Here is a 19,663-nt window from a genome sequence, read left to right as displayed (position 1 = left end):
CCGCCGGGGTTTTTTGTTGACAGTAATGTTGGATCACTGTTCCCTGCGCTAACAGGGGGAGCAATCCATGCGATCATTCGGTATTTTCTTGATAGTGGCGGGTATGATTATCGTCGCCATTGGCTTCTATCTTGAGACCAGTATAGAGATCGAGTCTAGTTTTAGCGCTATTGATGGTTACACGCCGCCTTCCTCAGTGGTCAACATCAGCAAGCTTCAAAATCAGGAGCTTATTGTGATTACCGGGCTTTTCACAGCACTAGCAGGTGTCATATTGGCTAGCGTGGGCGAACTGATTAATAGGCTGGAAAATTCTGGAGTAATTCAGCCTGTCGCTGCCCAGCAACCGTTCGCTCATGCTGAGAGAGAAGGGCAAGCATGCGCATGGTGCGATCAGACTGTTCACATGCCAAATCTGCCATGTTCGAACGCCAATCGGGATCACCTGGCCAGCAAATACCCGAGCATGAACAACCGCAAATGCCGTGCAGCGATTGAATCTCAAGGCTTGGTATAGGGTATTCTCGCACGCCTCTTTGCTGGACCGTTTTCCCAAGCATGCCGGAATCCAGAGCGGCCATTAGCTATGCTTTTTTTTGGGCTCCGGATTTCGCCGGAGAACGGATGTGCAGCCGGACAATTCATGGCGGGGCCTTCGACAAGCTCAGGCTGAACGGAGATGGGTTTGGGTCAATTTCGGCCAATGCTATGCAGCCTCTTCCATGCCTCTCTCCAACCTGATAGCCAATCACCCACCGGGGCAGGGCGAACCCCCGGTCAGGTGCTTTCAGCTCCCAAGCTTTGCCGTTCATCATGATCCGCGCGAGGGCGCGGAGGAACGGTTGCGGGGTTTATGACGAGCGAACATCCGACATTTGGGGAAAGCGTGCGCGTCTTCGCGCGGATCGGGCTGCTGAGCTTTGGCGGGCCGGCGGGGCAGATCGCGCTGATGCATGACGAGCTGGTGGACAAGCACCGCTGGGTCGACGAGCCGCAATTCCTGCATGCGCTGAATTTCTGCCACTTGCTTCCAGGGCCAGAGGCGCAGCAGCTGGCGACCTATATCGGCTGGCGGCTGCACGGACTGCGAGGCGGGCTGATGGCGGGAACGCTGTTCCTCCTGCCCGGCGTCGCGATCATCATGGCGCTGTCGATGCTCTATGTCGCGGCGGCGGGGCTCGACTGGTTCGCGGCCTTGTTTCTGGGGATCAAGGCGGCGGTGCTCGCGGTGGTGGTGCAGGCGCTGATCCGGATTGCGGGGCGCGCGCTCGATACCGCCTTCAAGCGCGCGCTGGCGGCTATTGCGTTTGTCGCGCTGGCGCTGTTCGATCTGCCCTTTCCGCTGGTGGTGCTGGGCGCGGGGCTCGCGGGATGGTTGGCGGCGAACTGGCGGCCGGGCTGGCTGGCGCTGAAGCCGGTGGGGCAGGGCGAAGACGTGACGCCGCGCCCGTCGGTCGCCGCCACGTTGCGCATCATCGCGGCATGGGGCGCCATCTGGGCGCTGCCGCTGCTCGCTATCTGGGCGACGCTGGGTGACGACCATGTGCTGATGCAGATCGGCCTGTTCTTCTCGCAGCTCGCGGTCGTCACCTTTGGCGGGGCCTATGCGGTGCTCGCCTATATGGCGCAGCAGGCGGTGCAGGGCTTCGGGTGGCTGAGTGCGGGCGAGATGGCCGACGGGCTGGGCCTGGCCGAAACGACGCCGGGACCGCTGATCCTGGTGACGCAGTTCGTAGGCTTTCTCGCGGCCTATCGCGATGCCGCGCCGTTCACGCCGCTGGTCGCCGGACTGCTCGGTGCGCTGCTCACGATCTGGGTGACGTTCGCGCCGTGCTTCCTGTGGATATTCACCTTCGCGCCCTGGATTGACCGGCTGCAGCACGCCCGGCGGTTAAAGGGCGCGCTGGCGGCCATCACCGCATCGGTGGTCGGCGTCATCGCCAATCTGAGCCTCTGGTTTGCGCTGCACGTCATCTTCACCCGCGTGGAGGAGCGCGAGTTGGGACCGCTTCGCTTCGACTGGCCGGATTCAGGATCGATCGATGGACTGGCTCTGGCGCTCGCGGTTTGGGCGGCGGTGCATCTGCTCGTGCTCAAGCGATCGGTGGTCGAGGTACTGGGCGTTGCTGCGGCTCTGGGCCTTGTCGTCAGTATGTTCATCTAACTAGCTTAGATTATGAACGAATGCTGTCATCCCAATTCAGCCTCGCCACATCGGCGAATCGCTAAACCGTATTCATCCCGCCAGCATCGGTGGAAGAGACGGAAGGAATTGGACGATGGCAAAGGCAAAGGGTGTTATCGGCGCAGCGCTGCTCGGCGCTGCTGCCATGGTTTCGGCAGCGGTCCCTGCGGCAGCCCAGTGGCATGGCGGTGGCCCCGGTTGGGGTGGCGGTGGCGGCTGGGGCGGGCGCGGCGATCGCGCGGTGAACCAGTGTGTGCGCGCCGCCGAGATCGAGGCACGTCGCTTCGGCCGCTTCGCCCAGGTTACCGACATTCGCGATATCGACCGCACCCGCTTCGGCCTGCGCGTGCAGGGCCGCATCGTGGTGGAAAATGGCGGTCGCTGGCGCGGCAATACCGATCGTGGCCGCTTCACCTGTTTCGTGGATCGGGGCCGGGTCTATGACGTGCGTCTCAGCGGGCTCGGCAATTTCCGCTAAGACAAGGGTCTGACCCCTTGCTCCCTGGCGGTTCAGCCTGGCGACAGGCTGAACCGCCTAAACCTGAACTCGAAGGTACAGCGCCGTTGCGCCCGGGCCTTGCCGATAGAAAGGCATGCAATGTTGAAAGCACTGACAGGTCTGGGCGCTGCGGGCGCGATGCTCGTGACCGGCATGACCCCGGCGATGGCCGCGCCGGCACCGCGCGGCACGTTCGATGCAGCTCCGGTCGGCGCGCTCGGATGGGATTCCGGTGACGAAAGCGCCAGCCAGTGGCGCGGCGGCTGGCGCGACCGGCGCTGGCGCGGCCGCAACCGCGGCGTCGATGCCGGCGATATCCTTGCTGGCGTGCTGATCCTGGGCGGCATCGCGGCGGTGGCCAGCGCGGCGACCAACAGCGCGCGGCGCAATGGCGATGACCGCAGTTTCAATGACGATGTCCGCTCGGCGAGCGATCGCTGCGGTGCGGCGGCGGTGGCCCAGTCTGGCTTCGGTTCGCGGATCGAGCGGATCGACAATGTCGTGCGTGACGGTCAGGGCTGGCGCGTCGAAGGCCTGGTCGGGTCGCGCCGCGATGGCGTCGACAGCTTTACCTGCGGCATCAGCTTCGGCCGCATCGATTATGTCCGCTTCAACCGTGCCAACGGCAACTGGGGTGCGAATGACGGCGCGTTCGACAATGGCGTCGCGGTCACTGATCCGGCGTACAGCGTCGATCCGACCGACGACTATGCCTGGCGCAATGATGGCGGCGAACCGTTTCCGCCCGAATAAGGGCGCGATTTACCGGACGGGATCGGTCATTTCTGGCCGTTCCCACCCGGTCTGACCCCCTGCGGCGCGCTTCGCCCCTTCGCGCGCCGCAGGGGTAACAGACAAATCCCGATCAGGATCGAGATGACGGCCAGAGCGGCAAAGCCGATCAGGATCGGGTGATTGGTGTCTTCGCGCGTCTGCAGATCCATGATGTGCAGGCCCCACATGAAGTCGAATGCGCGCCACAGCGCGCTGCGCGTGGCCAATACGGCGCCGGTTTCCGCGTCGATATAGATATGCGTGTCGTCGGCAAAGCGCGCCTGCCAGCTCGGGCGCGGGCGGCGCAGTTCGAGCGGGGCGTTCTCGGCGGCAAAGCGGGTCACCGCCGCAAGTTCCGCCTTCCCGGCAAAGGCTGCGCGCGCGAGCAGAGCGGCCTCGCGGGCGTTTACGGAAGGCAGCAGCGCGCCAGTACGCGCATCGGCGCGGCGCTTGCCGCCATCGGCATAATCGACCAGCCAGACCGGCGTTCCCGCTTGCTGACTCAGCGTCAGCGTCTGCACCGGTCGACCCTCCAGGATCGGCACCACGGGGCGAAAGCCGGGCAGGGCAGGGGCTTCAGCCTTCAGATGCTCGCCGCGGACCGTGTCGATCGGGAAGCTCGCCATGAACAGGCCCGAAGCGGTCCACAGCAACAGCGGCACGCCGACCAGCCAGCCCAGCCAGACATGCCAGCGCATCACCATCCGCCGCCTGAGCCTGAATGCCACGACTAATCCTCCGAGCGACTGCCGCCGCGATAGGCGGGCAGCGCGATATTGTAGCGGATGGCCAGGCCGCGCAGCACGAAGCCCGCGACCGCGCCGATGATCGCGGCGATCTCGACCTCCAGCCCCGCGAGCCTCAGCCCGACATAGAGGCCCGAGCCCAGCGCAGCGGCGGTAACATAGAGTTCGGGCCGCAGGATGATCGACGGTTCGCCCGCCAGCACGTCGCGGATGATGCCGCCGACGCACGCGGTGATCACGCCCATCATCACGGCAGGCAGCGGATCGACGCCGAACTGCATCGCCTTGGCCGCGCCGAACACACTGTACGCGCCGAGGCCGACGGCATCGAACCAGTCGAGCATCCGCCCCTCCCACCAGCGCTGCGGGGTGACCCAGAGCAGTGCGGAGACTGCCAGCACCACGACGAGCACGCCCGAATTGACGATCCAGAATACCGGCGCGCCGATCAGCAGATCGCGCACCGTGCCGCCGCCCACGCCGGTGACGAGCGCGAAAAAGGTGAAGGTGACGAACGTCTGCCGCTTCGCCGCCGCCGCCAGCGCGCCCGATGCCGCGAACACCGCGATGCCGAACATGTCGAGCGTGCCGAGGATCGTGCCGAGATCGATCGCGGCGGGCAGCGGGCCAGGAGAGAGGGGGCTGGTCATGCAACAGCTCTAAGGGAGTGAGGCCTTGAATACACGCTCTTGCGTCATCCTGAACTTGTTTCAGGATCTATCGTGCCCCAACAACCGAAGCTGCGCGAGGATAAATGGACCCTGAAACAAGTTCAGGGTGACAGGGTGATTGACCGGTGTCGTGCGACACCCTGAGTGCAATATGGAGAAATCACCCCTACCGAACCCTCCCCCATCGAGGGGGAGGGCTTTTTGGGGAGAGAGCGGCCTTCGCCTCAGATATGGATCGGCTTGCCCTGCACCGCCATCGCGGCTTCCTTGAGCGCTTCGCTGTGCGTCGGGTGGGCGTGGCAGGTGTACGCGATGTCCTCGCTGGTGCCGCCGAACTCCATTGCCTGTGCGGCTTGCGCGATCATCGTGCCGCCCAGCGAGGCGATGATCCACACGCCGAGCACGCGGTCGGTCTTGGCGTCCGAGATCACCTTGACCAGCCCGTCGCCCTCGTGATTGGTCTTGGCGCGCGAATTGGCCATCATCGGGAACTTGCCGACCTTGATCTCGCCGCGCTCCCTGGCCTGTTCCTCGGTCAGGCCCACGCCCGCGATCTCGGGCATGGTGTAGACGACGCTGGGGATGATGTCGTGGTTCACGATGCCCGTGAGCCCTGCGATATTCTCGGCAACGGCAATGCCTTCGTCCTCGGCCTTGTGCGCCAGCATCGGGCCGGGCACGCAATCGCCGATCGCCCAGATGCCGGGGACCGTGGTCTGGAAATCATGATCGATCTCGACCTGGCCGCGACCATTGACGGTCAGCCCCGCCTTGTCGAGCGCCAGGCCATCGGTGTTGGGCTTGCGGCCGATCGAGACCAGCACCACATCGGCTTCGATGGTTTCCGCGTCGCCCCCAGCGGAGGGCTCGACGGTCAGCACGGCCTTGCCGTCCTTGACCTCGGCGCCGGTGACCTTGGTCGACAGCTTGAACTGGATGCCCTGCTTCTTGAAGACCTTGTTCGCTTCCTTGCGGATCTCGCCGTCCATGCCGGGCAGGATCTGGTCGAGATATTCGACAACGGTGACCTTGGCGCCGAGGCGCTTCCACACGCTGCCGAGTTCCAGGCCGATCACGCCGCCGCCGATGACGACCATGTGACCGGGCACCTTGGCCAGTTCGAGCGCGCCGGTCGAATCGACGATGATCTGCGCGTCATTGTCCACGGTGATGCCGGGCAACGGGGTGACCGACGAACCGGTGGCGATGACGATGTTCTTGGCGCGGTAGCTCTTACCCGCGACATCGACGGTATCGGCAGAGGTGAACGCGGCATGGCCCTTGAGCCATTCGACCTTGTTCTTCTTGAACAGATATTCGATGCCGCCGGTCAGCCCCTTGACCGCATCGCGGCGCTGCGCATGCATGGTCTCGAGATCCAGTTCGACGGTGCCCTTGATGCCCAGCTTGGCGAGCTTGCCGCTGGCGGCTTCCTCGAACAGTTCGGACGCGTGCAGCATCGCCTTGGACGGGATGCAGCCGACATTGAGGCAGGTACCGCCTAGCGTCGCGCGGCTTTCGACGCACGCGGTCTTCAGGCCCAGCTGCGCCGCACGGATCGCCGCGACATAGCCGCCAGGGCCAGCACCGATCACCAGGACGTCGAAATCATAATCAGCCATTTTCAAACTCCATCGTGCGTTCGGGCCATATCAAACCCGTCTGGCACTGTCTTTCCCGTCATTCCCGCGAAAGCGGGAATCCCGCTTGGTCGCGGTCGGGGGCAGAAGCGGGACCCCCGCCTGCGCGGGGGTGACGAAGAGATACGCTGTCGGTTCCGCCCGGCCCTTCGACTTCCGTTACAGATCGATCAGCAGCCGCGTCGGATCCTCGATCGCTTCCTTGATCGTCTTGAGGAACGTCACGGCCTCGCGACCATCGATCAAACGGTGGTCATAGCTGAGCGCCAGATACATCATCGGACGCGCGGCGATCGAGCCGTCGGGCATCACGACCGGGCGCTGGTCGATGCGGTGCAGGCCCAGCACTGCGCTCTGCGGCGGGTTGATGATCGGGGTCGACATCAGCGATCCGAACACGCCGCCGTTCGAGATGGTGAAGGTGCCGCCCTGCATCTCTTCCATCTTCAGCGTGCCGTCCTTGGCGCGCTTGCCGAAATCGGCGATGGTCTTCTCGATGCCCGCGAACGACAGGCTCTCGGCATTGCGGATCACGGGCACGACCAGGCCGTTGGGCGCGCTGACCGCGACCGAGATATCGGCATAATTGTGATAGACGATCTCGTCGCCCTCGATCTGCGCGTTGACCGACGGCACGTCCTTGAGCGCCAGGCACGCGGCCTTGGCGAAAAAGCCCATGAAGCCGAGACGCACGCCGTGCTTCTTCTCGAACAGGTCCTTGTAGGTGTTGCGCGCTTCCATCACCGCCGTCATGTCGACGTCGTTGAAGGTGGTCAGCATCGCCGCCGTGTCCTGCGCGCTCTTCAGGCGCTTGGCGATGGTCTGGCGGATGCGGGTCATGCGCACGCGCTCGGTCTCGCGACCGGCACTGCCGCTGGCGACCGGAGCGGCGGCAGCGGGCGCAGCGGCGACCGGCGCAGGCGCGGCCTTGGCAGCTTCAGCCGCAGCGGCGAGCACATCTTCCTTGGTCAGGCGGCCGTCCTTGCCGGTGCCCTTGATGCTGGTCGGGTCAAGCCCATGCTCGAGCACCAGGCGGCGCACGGCGGGCGACAGGCTCACCGGCTCACCGGTCGGGGCTGGCGCGGGCGCGGCGACCGCTGCCGGAGCAGGGGCGGCTTCGCTCTTGGCGATCGCGGGCTGCGGTGCGGCCGCAGCGGTGGCGACGGCAGCGCCCGAACTTTCGATCGTGGTCAGGATCGATCCTACCTGCACGGTATCGCCTTCGGAAAAGATCAGCTGGCCCAGCACGCCGGCGGCAGGGGCGGGGACTTCGACCGCGACCTTGTCGGTTTCCAGGCTGGCGATGGGCTCGTCGGCAGCGACGGTGTCACCCGGCTTCTTCAGCCATTCGCCGATGGTCGCTTCGCTGATCGATTCACCCAGGACGGGGACTTTGACTTCGATGCTCATGGTTCTCAAACCCTATTTCTATCCGCGTCCAACATGCGGAATTGATTGTGTTTCTGCTGGCTCAGCTGCCACGCTGGCGGCGGATTTCCTCGCGGACATTATGGCCGAGCGCGTCGGCGATCAGCGCGCCCTGTTCGGCCTGGTGCCGCTTGGCGAGGCCGGTGGCTGGCGATGCCGCCGCGACGCGACCGGCATAACGGGCGCGCTTGGGGGCGACGCCAGCATCGGCCAGGCATTCTTCGATGAACGGCTCGACGAAGAACCAGCTGCCATTGTTGCGCGCTTCTTCCTGCGCCCAGACGACTTCCTCCAGATTGACCATGCGCTTCAGGCGGATGGTCAGCGGCTCGCCCGGGAAGGGGTAGAGCTGCTCGAGGCGGATGATCGCGGTGTTCTTGTCACCGGCGGCATCGCGCGCTTCCATCAGGTCGAACGCCACCTTGCCCGAGCACAGCACCAGGCGCTTGATGTCCTTGTCTTCCGGCTGGTTGGGGTCGGAAAGGATGCGCATGAAATGGCTGTTGCCCTGGAACTCGCTCGCCTTGGACACCGCCATCTTGTGCCGGAGCAGCGACTTGGGCGTCATGATGATCAGCGGCTTGCGGAAGTTCCGGTGCATCTGGCGGCGCAGCACGTGGAAATAGTTTGCCGGCGTCGTGATGTTGCACACCTGGATATTGTCGCCCGCACACAGCTGCAGGAAGCGTTCGAGACGCGCCGAGCTGTGTTCCGGACCCTGGCCTTCCATGCCGTGCGGCAGCAGCATCACCAGACCATTGGCGCGCAGCCACTTGGCCTCGCCGCTGGCGATGAACTGGTCGATCATGATCTGCGCGCCGTTGGCGAAATCGCCGAACTGCGCTTCCCACAGGACCAGCGTCTTGGGATCGGCCATGGCATAGCCATATTCGAAGCCGAGCACGCCATATTCGGACAGCGGGCTGTCCAGCACCTCGAACCGGCCATGCGGCACCTGTTCGAGCGGCAGATAGCGACCGCCGGTATTCTGGTCGATCCAGACCGCGTGGCGTTGGCTGAACGTGCCGCGACCCGAATCCTGGCCCGACAGGCGGACGGCATAGCCTTCGGACACGAGCGATCCGAACGCGAGCGCTTCGCCGGTCGCCCAGTCGAAGCCTTCGCCCTTGTCGAACATCTCGCGCTTGGCCTCGAGCACGCGGCGCAGCGTCTTGTGCACCTCATGGCCTTCGGGGATCGTCGTCAGCGTGCGGCCGAGGCTTTCCATCAGCTTCTTGTCGATGCCGGTCTCGATGTTGCGACGCGCCGTTTCCGGGTCCGCAGGCATGTGCAGGCCCGACCAGCGACCGGCGAACCAGTCCGCCTTGTTGGCCTTGTACGTCTTGCCGGCCTCGAACTCGACCTCCAGCTGATCCGAGAAGGTCTTGGCGGTGCCGTCGATCCAGTCCTGCGTCACCACGCCCTGCGCGATCAGGCGGTCGCCATAGATCTTGCTGACCTTGGGATGCTGGCGGATCTTCGCGTACATCTGCGGCTGGGTGAAGCTGGGCTCGTCGCCCTCGTTATGACCGAAGCGGCGATAGCACCACATGTCGATTACGACATCGCGGTGGAAGCGCTGGCGGAAGTCGATCGCCATCTTGCAGGCAAAGGTCACCGCTTCCGGATCGTCGCCATTGACGTGCAGGATCGGCGCCTGGACGCCCTTGGCCACGTCCGACGGATAGGGCGACGAGCGCGCGAACTGCGGGCTGGTGGTGAAGCCGATCTGGTTGTTGACGATGAAGTGGATGCAGCCACCGGTATTGTACCCGCGAATGCCCGAGAAGCCGAGGCACTCCCAAACGATGCCCTGGCCGGCGAACGCCGCGTCGCCGTGCAGCAGCACCGGAAGCACCTGGTTGTGATCGGCGAGATCGTCGCGGATCACCTGCTGCGCGCGGACCTTGCCGAGCACGACCGGATCGACCGCTTCGAGATGCGACGGGTTGGGGACCAGCGACATGTGCACGCTGATGCCGTCGAACTCGCGGTCGGTGCTGGTGCCGAGGTGATATTTCACGTCGCCCGAACCGCCGACATCGTCAGGATTGGCCGAGCCGCCCGAGAATTCGTGGAAGATCACGCGATAGGGCTTGGCCATCACGTTGGCGAGCACGTTGAGGCGGCCGCGATGCGGCATGCCATAGACGATTTCCTTGAGGCCGAGCTGTCCGCCGTACTTGATCACGGCTTCGAGCGCCGGGATCATCGATTCGCCGCCATCCAGGCCGAAGCGCTTGGTGCCGACATATTTCTTGGCGAGGAAGTTCTCGAAGGTCTCGGCCTCGATCACCTTGGAAAGGATCGCCTTCTTGCCGTTTTCGGAGAACTCGATGACCTTGTCGACGCCTTCCATCCGGTCCTGGAAGAAGCGGCGCTCCTCCACGTCCGAAATGTGCATGTATTCGAGGCCGACCTTGCCGCAATAGTTCGCACGCAGCGTGTCGATGAGCTGGCGCACGGTGGCGCTTTCGAAGCCCATCGTGCCGCCCAGGAACACGGGTTCGTCGAGCTCGGCGCCGACAAAGCCGTGATATTCGGGCGTGAGGTCAGCGGGCAGTTCCTGCTGCGACAGGCCGAGCGGATCGAGATCGGCCGCAAGGTGTCCGCGCACCCGGTAGGTGCGGATCAGCATCATCGCCCGGATCGAGCGGTCCGCCGCACGCGCGATCGCCGCTTCGTCCACCGGTTTGCCCGCCTTGGCCGAGGCATCGCGCACTGCGGCCTTGACCGCTGCCTGCATCTGCATCGGGTCGAGCGCTGCGGTCAGATCGTCGCTGTCGGCCAGCGGCCAGTTGCCACGCTGCCAGCTCGGGCCCTGTTGCGGGCCTTCTGCGGGGTCGAAATCAAATCCGTCGTAGGTCATGTTCTAGCGTCCCTTTTCCCTCTCCCCACCGCGGGAGAGGGTTGCGCAGACTTGGGCAAATATGTGCCCCAGTCGAAGCTGGGTGAGGGGGGAAGCGACGCTACCGGCGCGCTCCCGGCCCTCACCCTCGCATCGCGTCGCGATGCATTCCCTCTCCCGCGAGGGGAGAGGGATGGTTCAAATCACACCGTTTCCAGCAGCTCGGCCAGCGTCTGTCCGAGGAGCGACGGCGAGGGCGAGACGCGGATGCCCGCTTCTTCCATCGCCGCAATCTTGTCTTCGGCGCCGCCCTGGCCGCCCGAGACGATCGCGCCGGCATGGCCCATGCGGCGTCCCGGAGGTGCGGTGCGACCGGCGATGAAGCCGACCATCGGCTTCTTGCGGCCGCGCTTGGCTTCGTCCTTCAGGAACTGCGCGGCTTCTTCTTCCGCGCTGCCGCCGATTTCGCCGATCATGATGATCGACTTGGTTTCGTCATCGGCCAGGAACAGTTCGAGCACGTCGATGAAGTTGGTGCCATTGACCGGGTCGCCGCCGATGCCGACAGCCGTGGTCTGGCCGAGACCCACAGCGGTGGTCTGGTGCACGGCTTCATAGGTCAGCGTGCCCGAGCGCGAAACGACGCCGACCGAGCCCTTCTTGAAGATGCTGCCGGGCATGATGCCGATCTTGCACTCGTCGGGGGTCAGAACGCCGGGGCAGTTGGGGCCGATCAGGCGCGACTTGCTGCCCTGCAGCGCGCGCTTGACGCGGACCATGTCGAGCACCGGAATGCCCTCGGTGATCGCGACGATCAGTTCCATCTCGGCATCGATCGCCTCGAGGATCGAGTCCGCAGCGAACGGCGGCGGAACGTAGATGCAGGTCGCGGTGGCACCGGTCGCAGCCTTGGCTTCGGCGACGGTGTTGTAGTTGGGCAGGCCGATATGCGTGGTGCCGCCCTTGCCGGGCGTCACGCCGCCGACCATCTGCGTGCCATAGGCCAGCGCCTGTTCGGTATGGAAAGTGCCGGTTGCACCGGTCATCCCCTGGGTGATGACCTTGGTGTGCTTGTTGACGAGAATGCTCATTTCTTGCGAAACTCCACTGCTGTGGCCGTGAGAACAAGGCCGGTAAGGGGGATGCCGGTGGCGGCGAGCGCGCCGGGTGCGGCGTACGAAACTTCCATTTCCATATGGCCGGGCTTCAGGCCGGGGTTCCAGACATTCTTGGTGAAGCCGGGCAAGGGATCAGTCGAACTGCCGGGCTTGCGTGCTGCCCAGCCTTCGAGGTCTTCAGCCGATATGGGGGCAGGGGCCGCGAAATCATAGACGCGGCAGCCATGGCTCTGCATCTCGCCCAGATCGACGCCCGACAGCGCCAGGCTGAGCTCGCGGCCCGCGACGGTCATGCGATATTCGCCGCCATCGAGCAGCTTTGCCTCGCCGTCGCTCTCGGCGAGCTTGGCCTTGCCGTAATCGACCAGCTGGCGCAGCGCGCCCTTGTCATCGGCGGGGATCGCCTGCCATCCGGCGGCAATGACCGACGCCTTGGCGACGGCCAGGCTCTCGATCCCCGAACAGGCGGTCGCGAACGCGGCGAGGACTTCGCGCACGGGGTAGGGGTTTTCGGCTGGCGGGGCCTCGTCCTGGGCCGCCGCCAGCGCGAAAAGTCCGATCAGGAGACCGGACGCGAGCATCAGGCGAGGCTCGGGTCCAGCGTCTTGCAGACGTCGAGCAGTTCCTTGACCGCGTCGACAGAGACCTGAAGATTGCTCTTTTCCTCGTCGGTCAGATTGATCTCGACCACCTCTTCGGCACCATTGGCGCCAATGACGACGGGCACGCCGACGTAAAGGCCATCAAGGCCGTACTTGCCTTCGACGTTCACCGCGCAGGGCAGGATGCGCTTGGTGTCGCCCAGATAGGCTTCGGCCATCGCGATCGCGCTGGTGGCGGGGGCGTAATAGGCAGAGCCCGTGCCGAGCAGCGCGACGATCTCGCCGCCGCCCGAGCGGGTGCGCTTGACGATCTCGTCGAGACGCGCTTCCGACACGCCCTTGATCTTGGCCATGTCCTTCACCGGAATGCCGTTGATCGTCGAATAGCTGAGCACGGGAACCATGGTATCGCCATGGCCGCCGAGCACGAAGGCGTTCACGTCCTTGACGCTGACGCCGAATTCCCAGGCGAGGAAAGTCGCGAAGCGCGCGCTGTCGAGCACGCCGGCCATGCCGACGACCTTGTTGGCGGGGAGCCCTGAGAATTCGCGCAGCGCCCAGACCATGGCGTCGAGCGGGTTGGTGATGCAGATGACGAACGCGTCGGGCGCATTGTCGCGGATGCCTTCACCCACGGCCTTCATGACCTTGAGGTTGATGCCGAGCAGGTCGTCGCGGCTCATGCCCGGCTTGCGCGCGACACCGGCGGTGACGATGATGACGTCCGCGCCCGCGATATCGGCATAGTTGTTGGTGCCGGTGATCTTTGCGTCAAAACCTTCGACCGGGCCGCACTGCGAAAGATCGAGCGCCTTGCCCTGCGGCACGCCTTCGACGACGTCGAACAGCACGATATCGCCCAGTCCCTTGGTGGCTGCGAGATGCGCCAGCGTACCGCCGATATTGCCTGCGCCGATCAGCGCGATCTTGTTGCGTGCCATGGTCAATCCTTTCCGAAAATTGGGTGTTCCGGCCGAAACTGCCTGTCGGGAATGCGGGGATGCTATGTGGTGCGTGTGCGTTCCCTGAACAGATATCCGGCCCTCAGCAAAAACCTTGTGATGTGCTTGTCCGTTTCACGACCTCAGATGGGCGCGCACCGGGCTTGCACAGCCTGAGTCATCGCGCTCGCCGGCCTGCCTAGGCCGCTTGGACGGGGTTTTCAACCATCAAAAGCCGCCAGACTTCAATTATTTGTGCAATTGAAAACTGTTAGCAATAAGCGCTGTCTGGCCATTCGCGAGGCCCGTCTCAATCAGCGCAAGCCCGTCCTCTCGCCGCAGAATGCTCCATAGCGGCACACTCCCCTATTAACATGGGATGGACGTGATATAATATTTCCTTTAGCCGCGCATGGGCTGCGACGAGGGTAAGCGGGTCTTAACCCGCCCGGCATAAGGGTCCAACGATGGTCACCAAGGTTCAGTACACCGTCGATACCGAATTGTCGCTCAAGCTCTTCCAGGAAGGCGCGAGTGCGCAGGAGAATTTTGACAGTTCGATCGCTGGCAAGTGCCGTGACGGCGAATTCGGCATCTTCTACCAGATGGACCGCCTCGAGGCCTATGGTCTGAAGGGTGTTTTCTTCGTCGATCCGTTTCCGGCTCTGGTCTATGGCCCTGGCGTCGTCGCAAGGATCGTCGAGCCGATCCTGAAACGCGGTCATGAAGTGCAGCTTCACATCCACACCGAATGGCTGGAATTTGCGCGCGATCATGAGCTCGCGCATCTGCGCGGCCGCAATATCGCCGATTTCCCCCTCGACGATCAGGTCCGGCTGCTCGATCAGGCGCGGGCGCTGCTGATGATCGCAGGCGCGCCCAAGCCTACCGCGTTCCGTGCGGGCAATTTCGGGGCGAACGACGATACGCTGCGCGCGCTGAGTGCCCTGAGCGTTCCGTATGACAGCAGTTTCAACCCGGCTTTCCTAGCAGGCGAGTGCGATATCGATCTTCCGCCGGAAACCCCGCCCTTTTCCGAGCATATGGGCGTGGGCATCATTCCGGTGAGCGTGATCGAGGATCGGCCTGGCAGTATCCGCGCCGCGCAACTGTGTGCGCTTTCTGCCTGGGAAATGCGGGACGGCCTGCGCCATGCCGCAGAGCACGACTGGCCGTGCTTCACCATCGTCAGCCACAGTTTCGAATTGCTGAGCCGGGATCGCACCCGCGTCAATCCGATCGTGCAGCGCCGGTTCGAATCCATGTGCCTCAACATTGCCGAACAGACCCGGCTGGAAGGCGCGGGTTTCGAAGCTCTGCAGCCGCAGCGCAGGGCATCGCTGGCCAAGCTTCCCGCCAATCTGGTGCGCACGGCGCTGCGCTATGGCGAGCAGGCGGTGAGCCGCATCCGTTACGAGGTCGGGATCCTCTCGACGCTATTCCTCAACGAATTTGCCGCCATCGAGAGCGTCGTGGCCATCTGAGGCCTCAACCGCGCAACAGCTTGCGGATTTTCGCCTTGGCCCCGATGCGTTCGAGCCAGGCCCCGGTCCCTTCCACGGCGCCGTTGAACGCCCGGTGGCCCGTGAGCACAGCGCGGTTTGCGATGCTCGGCGCGAGCAGGAACAGGGTGGCGCACTGCACCTGGTGCGTGCCGAAAAGCGCCTTGTGCGCGCCATCGCCTTCGGTGAAGTCGAAATAGCGGAAGCGCTGCTCGGCAAAGAGCTGCTCGAGCGCATGCATCTGCAGCACGGTTCCGGGCGAGAGCTGCGCCTGTCCCTGATCGTAACCGAGATAGGCGTAGATGAGCACGTCCTCGACAACAGGCAGGTAGAGATAGGCGATCGGCTTGCCCTGCAGGAACAGGATCCAGGCGCGCAGACGGTCGGCCCGGGCGAGGGCTTCAGCCTCGGCGCGGAAAGCCGCGTGGCCGGGGAGCCCCGCATCGAGCAGCCGTGCCTGATAGGTCTGGTTCGATAGCGGCAGAGCGGCAGCGAAAAAGGCGTCGAGCTGATCGGGGGCGTGATAGCTGCGAATGTCGAGCGTGCCGCCGTTCGCATCGGCGAGCTTGCGCATCTTGCGCTTGAGCGTCGTGCGCGTCTTCGATGAGAATTGCGCCATATACCCATCATGGCCCAGCGCCATGTCGATATAATGCCGTGCATAGAGTTGCGGCGGGGACTTGAGAAAGCCCTGGAACTGCTGGTCGAGCCGCGAGAGCTGGTCCGCAGGCGCGGACTGCACGCGATATCCGTCCGCACCGGGCGGCAGCGGGACAGGGACAAGGGGGCGCTCGGCCAGGATTGCGTCGAGCCCGTAGGACAGGGGCACCAGCATCCGCCGCGCGCGCAGGATGCAGCGATCGCCCAGCAAAAAGCGGATATCGGTGGCAACGGGCGTCATGCGGTGGCAGTCCGGTGAGGGGGGACGAGAGTGACGCACCTGCTAATGCCACAGGGTTAAGATCGCTTGAACCCGGCTTGATCGGCAAGGCTTTACCCTATGTTCACGCGCGTCCTATAGACGGCGACGGAACGAGCTGCGACCTCGTCCAGACCTGCCTCCTGCGATGGGACACCGACATGGCGCAGCCCAGGCACAGTGCCGCCTGCAATCATTGTGGATCGACCGAGACCCGCCCTGTTGCGCGCATCGATGGCTACAGCCTCGAACGGTGCTCGCGGTGCGGTCTCGCGTTCATCACCAATCCGCCATCGGATGCGGAGCTCGCAGCCATGTATCAGGCGAGCAACGACTATCACACCCAGCTGCACGATCCGGCAAGCGATGCCTATGCCCGGATGGCAGCGATCGCCAGAGAGCATCTGCGCTTCGTCGAACGCTTTGCCAATGGCGGTCAGCTTCTCGATATCGGCTGTTCGACCGGATTGTTCCTGGACGAGGCGCGGCGGCGTGGCTTCGACGTCGCCGGTGTGGAATTCTCGGCTGCATCGGCGCAGTTTGCGCGCGATCGCTTCCATCTTTCGGTCGCTGATGGCGATATTCACGCCGTCGACGATGCCGAGGGCATGCTCGACATCGTCACCATGTTCGACGTGATCGAGCATGTCCGCGATCCCGCGCGCGACATCGTGGCCGCCCATCGGCTGCTCAGGCCCAGCGGATTGTTCATCCTGTCGACGCCGAACATCGACGGACTGTTTCCGCGTGCGTCAGAGCCCCTTGCGCGTCCGCTGGGCTATTGGCCGCATATCGAGCCACCCTGGCATCTCTACCAGTTTTCGGTGCGCACCCTGTCGGCGATGCTCGAGGCCCGGGGTTTCGAATGCATCGGCGCGCGACACACCGCCATCGATCTGGCCTATAGTTTCGGAACGCCCGCCACGCTGATGCGCAGTCCTAAGCGGCTGGCCTATGCGATGGCCTTTGCCCCGCTCGCCTGGGCCGGACCGAAGATCGGAATGGGGGACTGGTTCTACCTCGCCGCGCGCAAGCGTTGATCCCTAATCGGTCACGGCGTACTGGATGGGCTTGAACGAGCCATTGTTCGATTGCAGCGCCGAACAGGCGGTGAGCCCGATGATCAGGTCCATATGGGCGCGGAAGGTGATCGATTCTCCCGCCTTGCTGAGGGGCGGATCGACACGCAATTCGCCCGTGGTGGCATCGACGGGGACGTTCATGAAGCAGTTGAATGCGACGGGAATCATGTCTTCTGTCACGCCATAAGGCGCCAGCGCGGCGGCGAGATTGCCGAAACAGCCGCGATGCGGATCGGTATCGCCATAGATGATGCGGAACGTGTCCTTGGAGCACGGCGTCAGCAGGAAATCGTGGCGGCCGACATCATCGGCAATGATTTCCAGCATCACCTGGCTGCGGTTCGAATAGAGCAGGTCTCCGGTCGAAAGGTAAATCTTGCTGGCATAATCGAGCGTACGCCCCGACGAGATGACCTCGCCGATATCGTGCTGGTTGAAGGCCAGCAGGTCCGCCACCTGTTCGCCCAGCACGTCGGTGACGGTAAGCGTGTGCCCCTTGCCGAGTAAAAATGCGGTGCCTGACCGCGGCGGTATTTCATGCGGCATGTTCGGCGGCCTTTCTCGGGCGCAGCGGACAGCGCCATTCGCTGCCGACAGCCCGGCCGCTATACTGCCGGGCTTCGGACACGGTGCCATGGCGGGCCAGCATCGGGTTGGGCGCACCGGCCAGAGCCACATCCCGTTCGATGATCGTGCCGCGCATCTTCTCGTACACGCCCGAGGCGCGCAATTGCTCGAATTGGTCGTGCAGGTTGAACACGAGCGCCGGGCGGTCGAAGCGCCGCGCCGGACGGCTGGCACCCGGATGCAGACCGACCACGAAAAATGCTTCTCCGCCAAAGCTCAGCGAGAAATGCGGGTCATCGGGATCGCCGCTGACGCGCGGGTCGACCGGCTGGCCGAGCCAGTCGTCCTTGTCGCTCAGCGACTGCAGCCTTTGCCACAGATGCTGTTCGAAACCTTTCTCGTCTAGCCCGGCATCCTCCTCGAACAGCACGGCGAGCGACTGGAACGGCGCGGGGTCGAGCGCATAATCGCGCGCGATCTCCATCAGCGCGGGATGAATGCGCAGGTCGTCCCAGGCCGAACGCAGGTCGCGTCCGATGATGATGCGCATATTGCCCTTGGCCAGCGCGGACTTGGCGCCGACACAGGGAAAATTGCGATCCTGGATGAACGCGCGAAAGCGCTCCGCCAGCGGGTGGTCGTTGGAATTACACGTTTGAGCCATGCCGACCATACGCGGCTTGGCCTTGGGGGTTGCGCCATCAGGCAAGACTGTCGGCCATATGTTTCGCGGATGCCAGATCGGCGACGAACTGATCGCGTTCGACCTTGGCGCGGTCGCGGTCGGGCAGGCGCAGCAGGAACGAGGGGTGCACCGTCGCGATCAGCCGGGCACCGTCATCCAGCGCATGGACCTTGCCGCGCATCGAGGAGATGCTGGCGGATTTGCCGGTGAGTCCCCGCAGCGCGCTGCCGCCCAAGGAGACGATGATGTCGGGCCTGACCAGCGCCCGCTCCTGATCGAGCCACCAGCGGCAGATGTCGATCTCGCCGGTGCTGGGGTTCTGATGCAGCCGCCGCTTGCCGCGCGCGACGAACTTGAAATGCTTGACCACGTTGGTGACATACAGCGTCGCGCGGTCGAGCCCCGCTTCGCCGAGCGCCTCGTCGAGCAGTTGCCCTGCTGGCCCGACAAAGGGACGGCCTTGCAGATCCTCGCGATCGCCCGGCTGTTCGCCGACCAGCATGATGCGCGCCTGGCGCGGGCCTTCGCCGGTCACCGCCTGGGTAGCGTTACAGTGGAGCGGACAGCGGGTGCAGGTGCGCACTGCCTGGTTCAGCTCGTCGAGCGATGCAATGGTTTCGGGCAAGGCTGTATCCGCTTCCCCGCGCACGCGCCATTTGTCGCTGCGGGGGTTTGCGAGCGAGACGGCCGTCTCGCGCATCCGTTCCACCCGCGCTTCGGCCCCTGCGATCAGCGGCGCGATGTCCTGCGCCTCGGGCAGGTTGTGCCAGTATTTCTTGGGCATCTCGGCGCGCATCGCGGCGATCTTGACCCGGGCGGGGTTGAAGATCGCGCCATAATAGGTGCGCCACTGGTCCTCGACCACGTCGTGATCGGGCACCTCGTCGCGGGTTCCGCCGGGCCCGAGATGCAATTCCTCGCCATGCCAGATCGCGCGCGCATCGGGGGTGAGGATCGCCCAGTCCATGCCGTAGAAGCGCTTGCGGAAAAAGGGCGCGCCCAGCCGCAGGATGCGATGCTCGGGCTCGAACCAGGCGATGAAGCGCTCCCGGCCCGTCTCGTCCTCGCCCAGCCTGCGAAAGCGGACGAAGGCATGCATCTTGTGCAGATCCCGCCGGATCGCCTTGTCCGCCCGCATCAACCAGTCGGTATCGGGATCGGTGCGCCGCTCGAGCAGCTTGCGATCGTCGAGCGCGCGCCACAGCACCCGGTACAACCGCGAGGGCACCGCATCGTCGCGATGGCAGATCACCCTATCGGCAATGGTGACCAGTTCGCGGGGCAGGCTGACCGTACGCTGGAGCTGCAGTGGAGCGGGATCGGCGAAGAGCGAGGCGCTGTCGCCGACAGACCGCCAGACGATATCCTCGGGCGGCACGCGCGCGGCGAGCAGCGCGCGCGCATGGCTGCGCCACTCCTCGAAATCGCCGGGCAGATGGAGGATGATCTCGCGCAT

Annotated in this window: 18 protein-coding genes; 6 read left to right on the top strand and 12 right to left on the bottom strand. The window is 64.4% G+C overall.

The annotated features are described in order from the left end of the window. Positions 1–67 precede the first annotated feature (67 nt). From FG486_RS01390 to FG486_RS01375, 4 genes are all read left to right on the top strand, one after another. Positions 68–517, top strand: a complete 450-nt coding sequence (locus tag FG486_RS01390; RefSeq protein WP_137775535.1) for a hypothetical protein — start codon at positions 68–70, stop codon at positions 515–517. Between the two features lie 336 nt (positions 518–853). Beyond that, positions 854–2,164, top strand: a complete 1,311-nt coding sequence (gene chrA / locus FG486_RS01385; RefSeq protein ID WP_181266153.1) for a chromate efflux transporter — start codon at positions 854–856, stop codon at positions 2,162–2,164. Positions 2,165–2,279: 115 nt separating this feature from the next. After that, positions 2,280–2,663 carry a hypothetical protein gene (locus tag FG486_RS01380; RefSeq protein ID WP_066281816.1) on the top strand — a complete coding sequence of 128 codons (384 nt, stop codon included), beginning with the start codon at positions 2,280–2,282 and terminating at the stop codon, positions 2,661–2,663. A 120-nt stretch (positions 2,664–2,783) separates the two neighbouring features. Next, complete coding sequence (locus FG486_RS01375; RefSeq protein ID WP_181266897.1) at positions 2,784–3,437, top strand: hypothetical protein; 654 nt, start codon at positions 2,784–2,786, stop codon at positions 3,435–3,437. 26 nt (positions 3,438–3,463) lie between these two features. On the opposite strand, the gene FG486_RS01370 is transcribed toward FG486_RS01375, so the two are convergent. The 8 genes from FG486_RS01370 to mdh all read right to left on the bottom strand — a co-directional run bounded on the left by FG486_RS01370 (position 3,464) and on the right by mdh (position 13,452). Then, positions 3,464–4,186 carry a PepSY domain-containing protein gene (locus tag FG486_RS01370; RefSeq protein WP_338401566.1) on the bottom strand — a complete coding sequence of 241 codons (723 nt, stop codon included), beginning with the start codon at positions 4,184–4,186 and terminating at the stop codon, positions 3,464–3,466. A gap of 2 nt (positions 4,187–4,188) precedes the next feature. Then, positions 4,189–4,854, bottom strand: a complete 666-nt coding sequence (locus FG486_RS01365; RefSeq protein WP_181266152.1) for a trimeric intracellular cation channel family protein — start codon at positions 4,852–4,854, stop codon at positions 4,189–4,191. 245 nt (positions 4,855–5,099) lie between these two features. Further along, positions 5,100–6,497 (bottom strand): dihydrolipoyl dehydrogenase, encoded by a 1,398-nt coding sequence (lpdA, locus tag FG486_RS01360; protein WP_181266151.1) that lies wholly within the window; start codon positions 6,495–6,497, stop codon positions 5,100–5,102. 177 nt (positions 6,498–6,674) lie between these two features. Continuing rightward, positions 6,675–7,925: a 2-oxoglutarate dehydrogenase complex dihydrolipoyllysine-residue succinyltransferase gene (gene odhB / locus FG486_RS01355; protein WP_181266150.1), complete on the bottom strand. Its 1,251-nt coding sequence runs from the start codon at positions 7,923–7,925 to the stop codon at positions 6,675–6,677. Positions 7,926–7,986: 61 nt separating this feature from the next. After that, positions 7,987–10,812 (bottom strand): 2-oxoglutarate dehydrogenase E1 component, encoded by a 2,826-nt coding sequence (locus FG486_RS01350; protein WP_181266149.1) that lies wholly within the window; start codon positions 10,810–10,812, stop codon positions 7,987–7,989. A 182-nt stretch (positions 10,813–10,994) separates the two neighbouring features. Next, a complete protein-coding gene (sucD, locus tag FG486_RS01345; RefSeq protein ID WP_023839527.1) occupies positions 10,995–11,882 on the bottom strand; it encodes a succinate--CoA ligase subunit alpha in 888 nt (295 codons plus the stop codon). Beyond that, positions 11,879–12,490 carry a hypothetical protein gene (locus FG486_RS01340; protein WP_181266148.1) on the bottom strand — a complete coding sequence of 204 codons (612 nt, stop codon included), beginning with the start codon at positions 12,488–12,490 and terminating at the stop codon, positions 11,879–11,881. Before FG486_RS01340 ends, sucD begins: the two co-directional genes overlap by 4 nt. Further along, positions 12,490–13,452 carry a malate dehydrogenase gene (mdh, locus tag FG486_RS01335; RefSeq protein WP_137775540.1) on the bottom strand — a complete coding sequence of 321 codons (963 nt, stop codon included), beginning with the start codon at positions 13,450–13,452 and terminating at the stop codon, positions 12,490–12,492. The genes FG486_RS01340 and mdh overlap by 1 nt, the downstream gene beginning before the upstream one ends. Before the next feature lie 467 nt (positions 13,453–13,919). Between mdh and FG486_RS01330 the strand changes: the two genes are divergently transcribed. Continuing rightward, positions 13,920–14,936: a polysaccharide deacetylase family protein gene (locus FG486_RS01330; RefSeq protein WP_181266147.1), complete on the top strand. Its 1,017-nt coding sequence runs from the start codon at positions 13,920–13,922 to the stop codon at positions 14,934–14,936. 4 nt (positions 14,937–14,940) lie between these two features. Here the strand turns inward: FG486_RS01330 and FG486_RS01325 are convergent, their stop codons facing one another. After that, on the bottom strand, positions 14,941–15,855 hold the full coding sequence (locus tag FG486_RS01325; RefSeq protein ID WP_181266146.1) for a GNAT family N-acetyltransferase: 915 nt from the start codon (positions 15,853–15,855) through the stop codon (positions 14,941–14,943). 179 nt (positions 15,856–16,034) lie between these two features. Here FG486_RS01325 and FG486_RS01320 point away from each other — a divergent pair, with 179 nt between their 5' ends. Next, positions 16,035–16,913 carry a class I SAM-dependent methyltransferase gene (locus tag FG486_RS01320; protein WP_181266145.1) on the top strand — a complete coding sequence of 293 codons (879 nt, stop codon included), beginning with the start codon at positions 16,035–16,037 and terminating at the stop codon, positions 16,911–16,913. 3 nt (positions 16,914–16,916) lie between these two features. Here FG486_RS01320 and FG486_RS01315 read toward each other — a convergent pair whose 3' ends face one another. The 3 genes from FG486_RS01315 to FG486_RS01305 are packed head-to-tail and all read right to left on the bottom strand — an operon-like array spanning position 16,917 to position 19,663. Then, complete coding sequence (locus FG486_RS01315) at positions 16,917–17,501, bottom strand: DUF1989 domain-containing protein (protein WP_066284856.1); 585 nt, start codon at positions 17,499–17,501, stop codon at positions 16,917–16,919. Continuing rightward, a complete protein-coding gene (gntA, locus tag FG486_RS01310) occupies positions 17,491–18,186 on the bottom strand; it encodes a guanitoxin biosynthesis heme-dependent pre-guanitoxin N-hydroxylase GntA (protein WP_181266814.1) in 696 nt (231 codons plus the stop codon). The genes FG486_RS01315 and gntA overlap by 11 nt, the downstream gene beginning before the upstream one ends. 37 nt (positions 18,187–18,223) lie before the next feature. Next, the gene (locus FG486_RS01305) at positions 18,224–19,663 is read right to left on the bottom strand and encodes a UdgX family uracil-DNA binding protein (protein WP_181266144.1); all 1,440 of its coding nucleotides are present in this window, start codon (positions 19,661–19,663) and stop codon (positions 18,224–18,226) included.

The organism is Blastomonas ursincola (assembly GCF_013607875.1).
GTDB classification, from domain to species: Bacteria; Pseudomonadota; Alphaproteobacteria; order Sphingomonadales; family Sphingomonadaceae; genus Blastomonas; species Blastomonas ursincola.
This window is presented reverse-complemented; position numbering and strand designations above follow the sequence as displayed.

Bases quoted from the DNA above. Each gene is read 5' to 3' on its own strand.
- FG486_RS01390 (WP_137775535.1), top strand. From the start codon at position 68: ATGCGATCATTCGGTATTTTCTTGATAGTGGCGGGTATGATTATCGTC.
- chrA (WP_181266153.1), top strand. From the start codon at position 854: ATGACGAGCGAACATCCGACATTTGGGGAAAGCGTGCGCGTCTTCGCG.
- FG486_RS01380 (WP_066281816.1), top strand. From the start codon at position 2,280: ATGGCAAAGGCAAAGGGTGTTATCGGCGCAGCGCTGCTCGGCGCTGCT.
- FG486_RS01375 (WP_181266897.1), top strand. From the start codon at position 2,784: ATGTTGAAAGCACTGACAGGTCTGGGCGCTGCGGGCGCGATGCTCGTG.
- FG486_RS01365 (WP_181266152.1), bottom strand. From the start codon at position 4,854: ATGACCAGCCCCCTCTCTCCTGGCCCGCTGCCCGCCGCGATCGATCTC.
- lpdA (WP_181266151.1), bottom strand. From the start codon at position 6,497: ATGGCTGATTATGATTTCGACGTCCTGGTGATCGGTGCTGGCCCTGGC.
- odhB (WP_181266150.1), bottom strand. From the start codon at position 7,925: ATGAGCATCGAAGTCAAAGTCCCCGTCCTGGGTGAATCGATCAGCGAA.
- FG486_RS01350 (WP_181266149.1), bottom strand. From the start codon at position 10,812: ATGACCTACGACGGATTTGATTTCGACCCCGCAGAAGGCCCGCAACAG.
- sucD (WP_023839527.1), bottom strand. From the start codon at position 11,882: ATGAGCATTCTCGTCAACAAGCACACCAAGGTCATCACCCAGGGGATG.
- FG486_RS01340 (WP_181266148.1), bottom strand. From the start codon at position 12,490: ATGCTCGCGTCCGGTCTCCTGATCGGACTTTTCGCGCTGGCGGCGGCC.
- mdh (WP_137775540.1), bottom strand. From the start codon at position 13,452: ATGGCACGCAACAAGATCGCGCTGATCGGCGCAGGCAATATCGGCGGT.
- FG486_RS01330 (WP_181266147.1), top strand. From the start codon at position 13,920: ATGGTCACCAAGGTTCAGTACACCGTCGATACCGAATTGTCGCTCAAG.
- FG486_RS01325 (WP_181266146.1), bottom strand. From the start codon at position 15,855: ATGACGCCCGTTGCCACCGATATCCGCTTTTTGCTGGGCGATCGCTGC.
- FG486_RS01320 (WP_181266145.1), top strand. From the start codon at position 16,035: ATGGCGCAGCCCAGGCACAGTGCCGCCTGCAATCATTGTGGATCGACC.
- FG486_RS01315 (WP_066284856.1), bottom strand. From the start codon at position 17,501: ATGCCGCATGAAATACCGCCGCGGTCAGGCACCGCATTTTTACTCGGC.
- gntA (WP_181266814.1), bottom strand. From the start codon at position 18,186: ATGGCTCAAACGTGTAATTCCAACGACCACCCGCTGGCGGAGCGCTTT.
- FG486_RS01305 (WP_181266144.1), bottom strand. From the start codon at position 19,663: ATGCGCGAGATCATCCTCCATCTGCCCGGCGATTTCGAGGAGTGGCGC.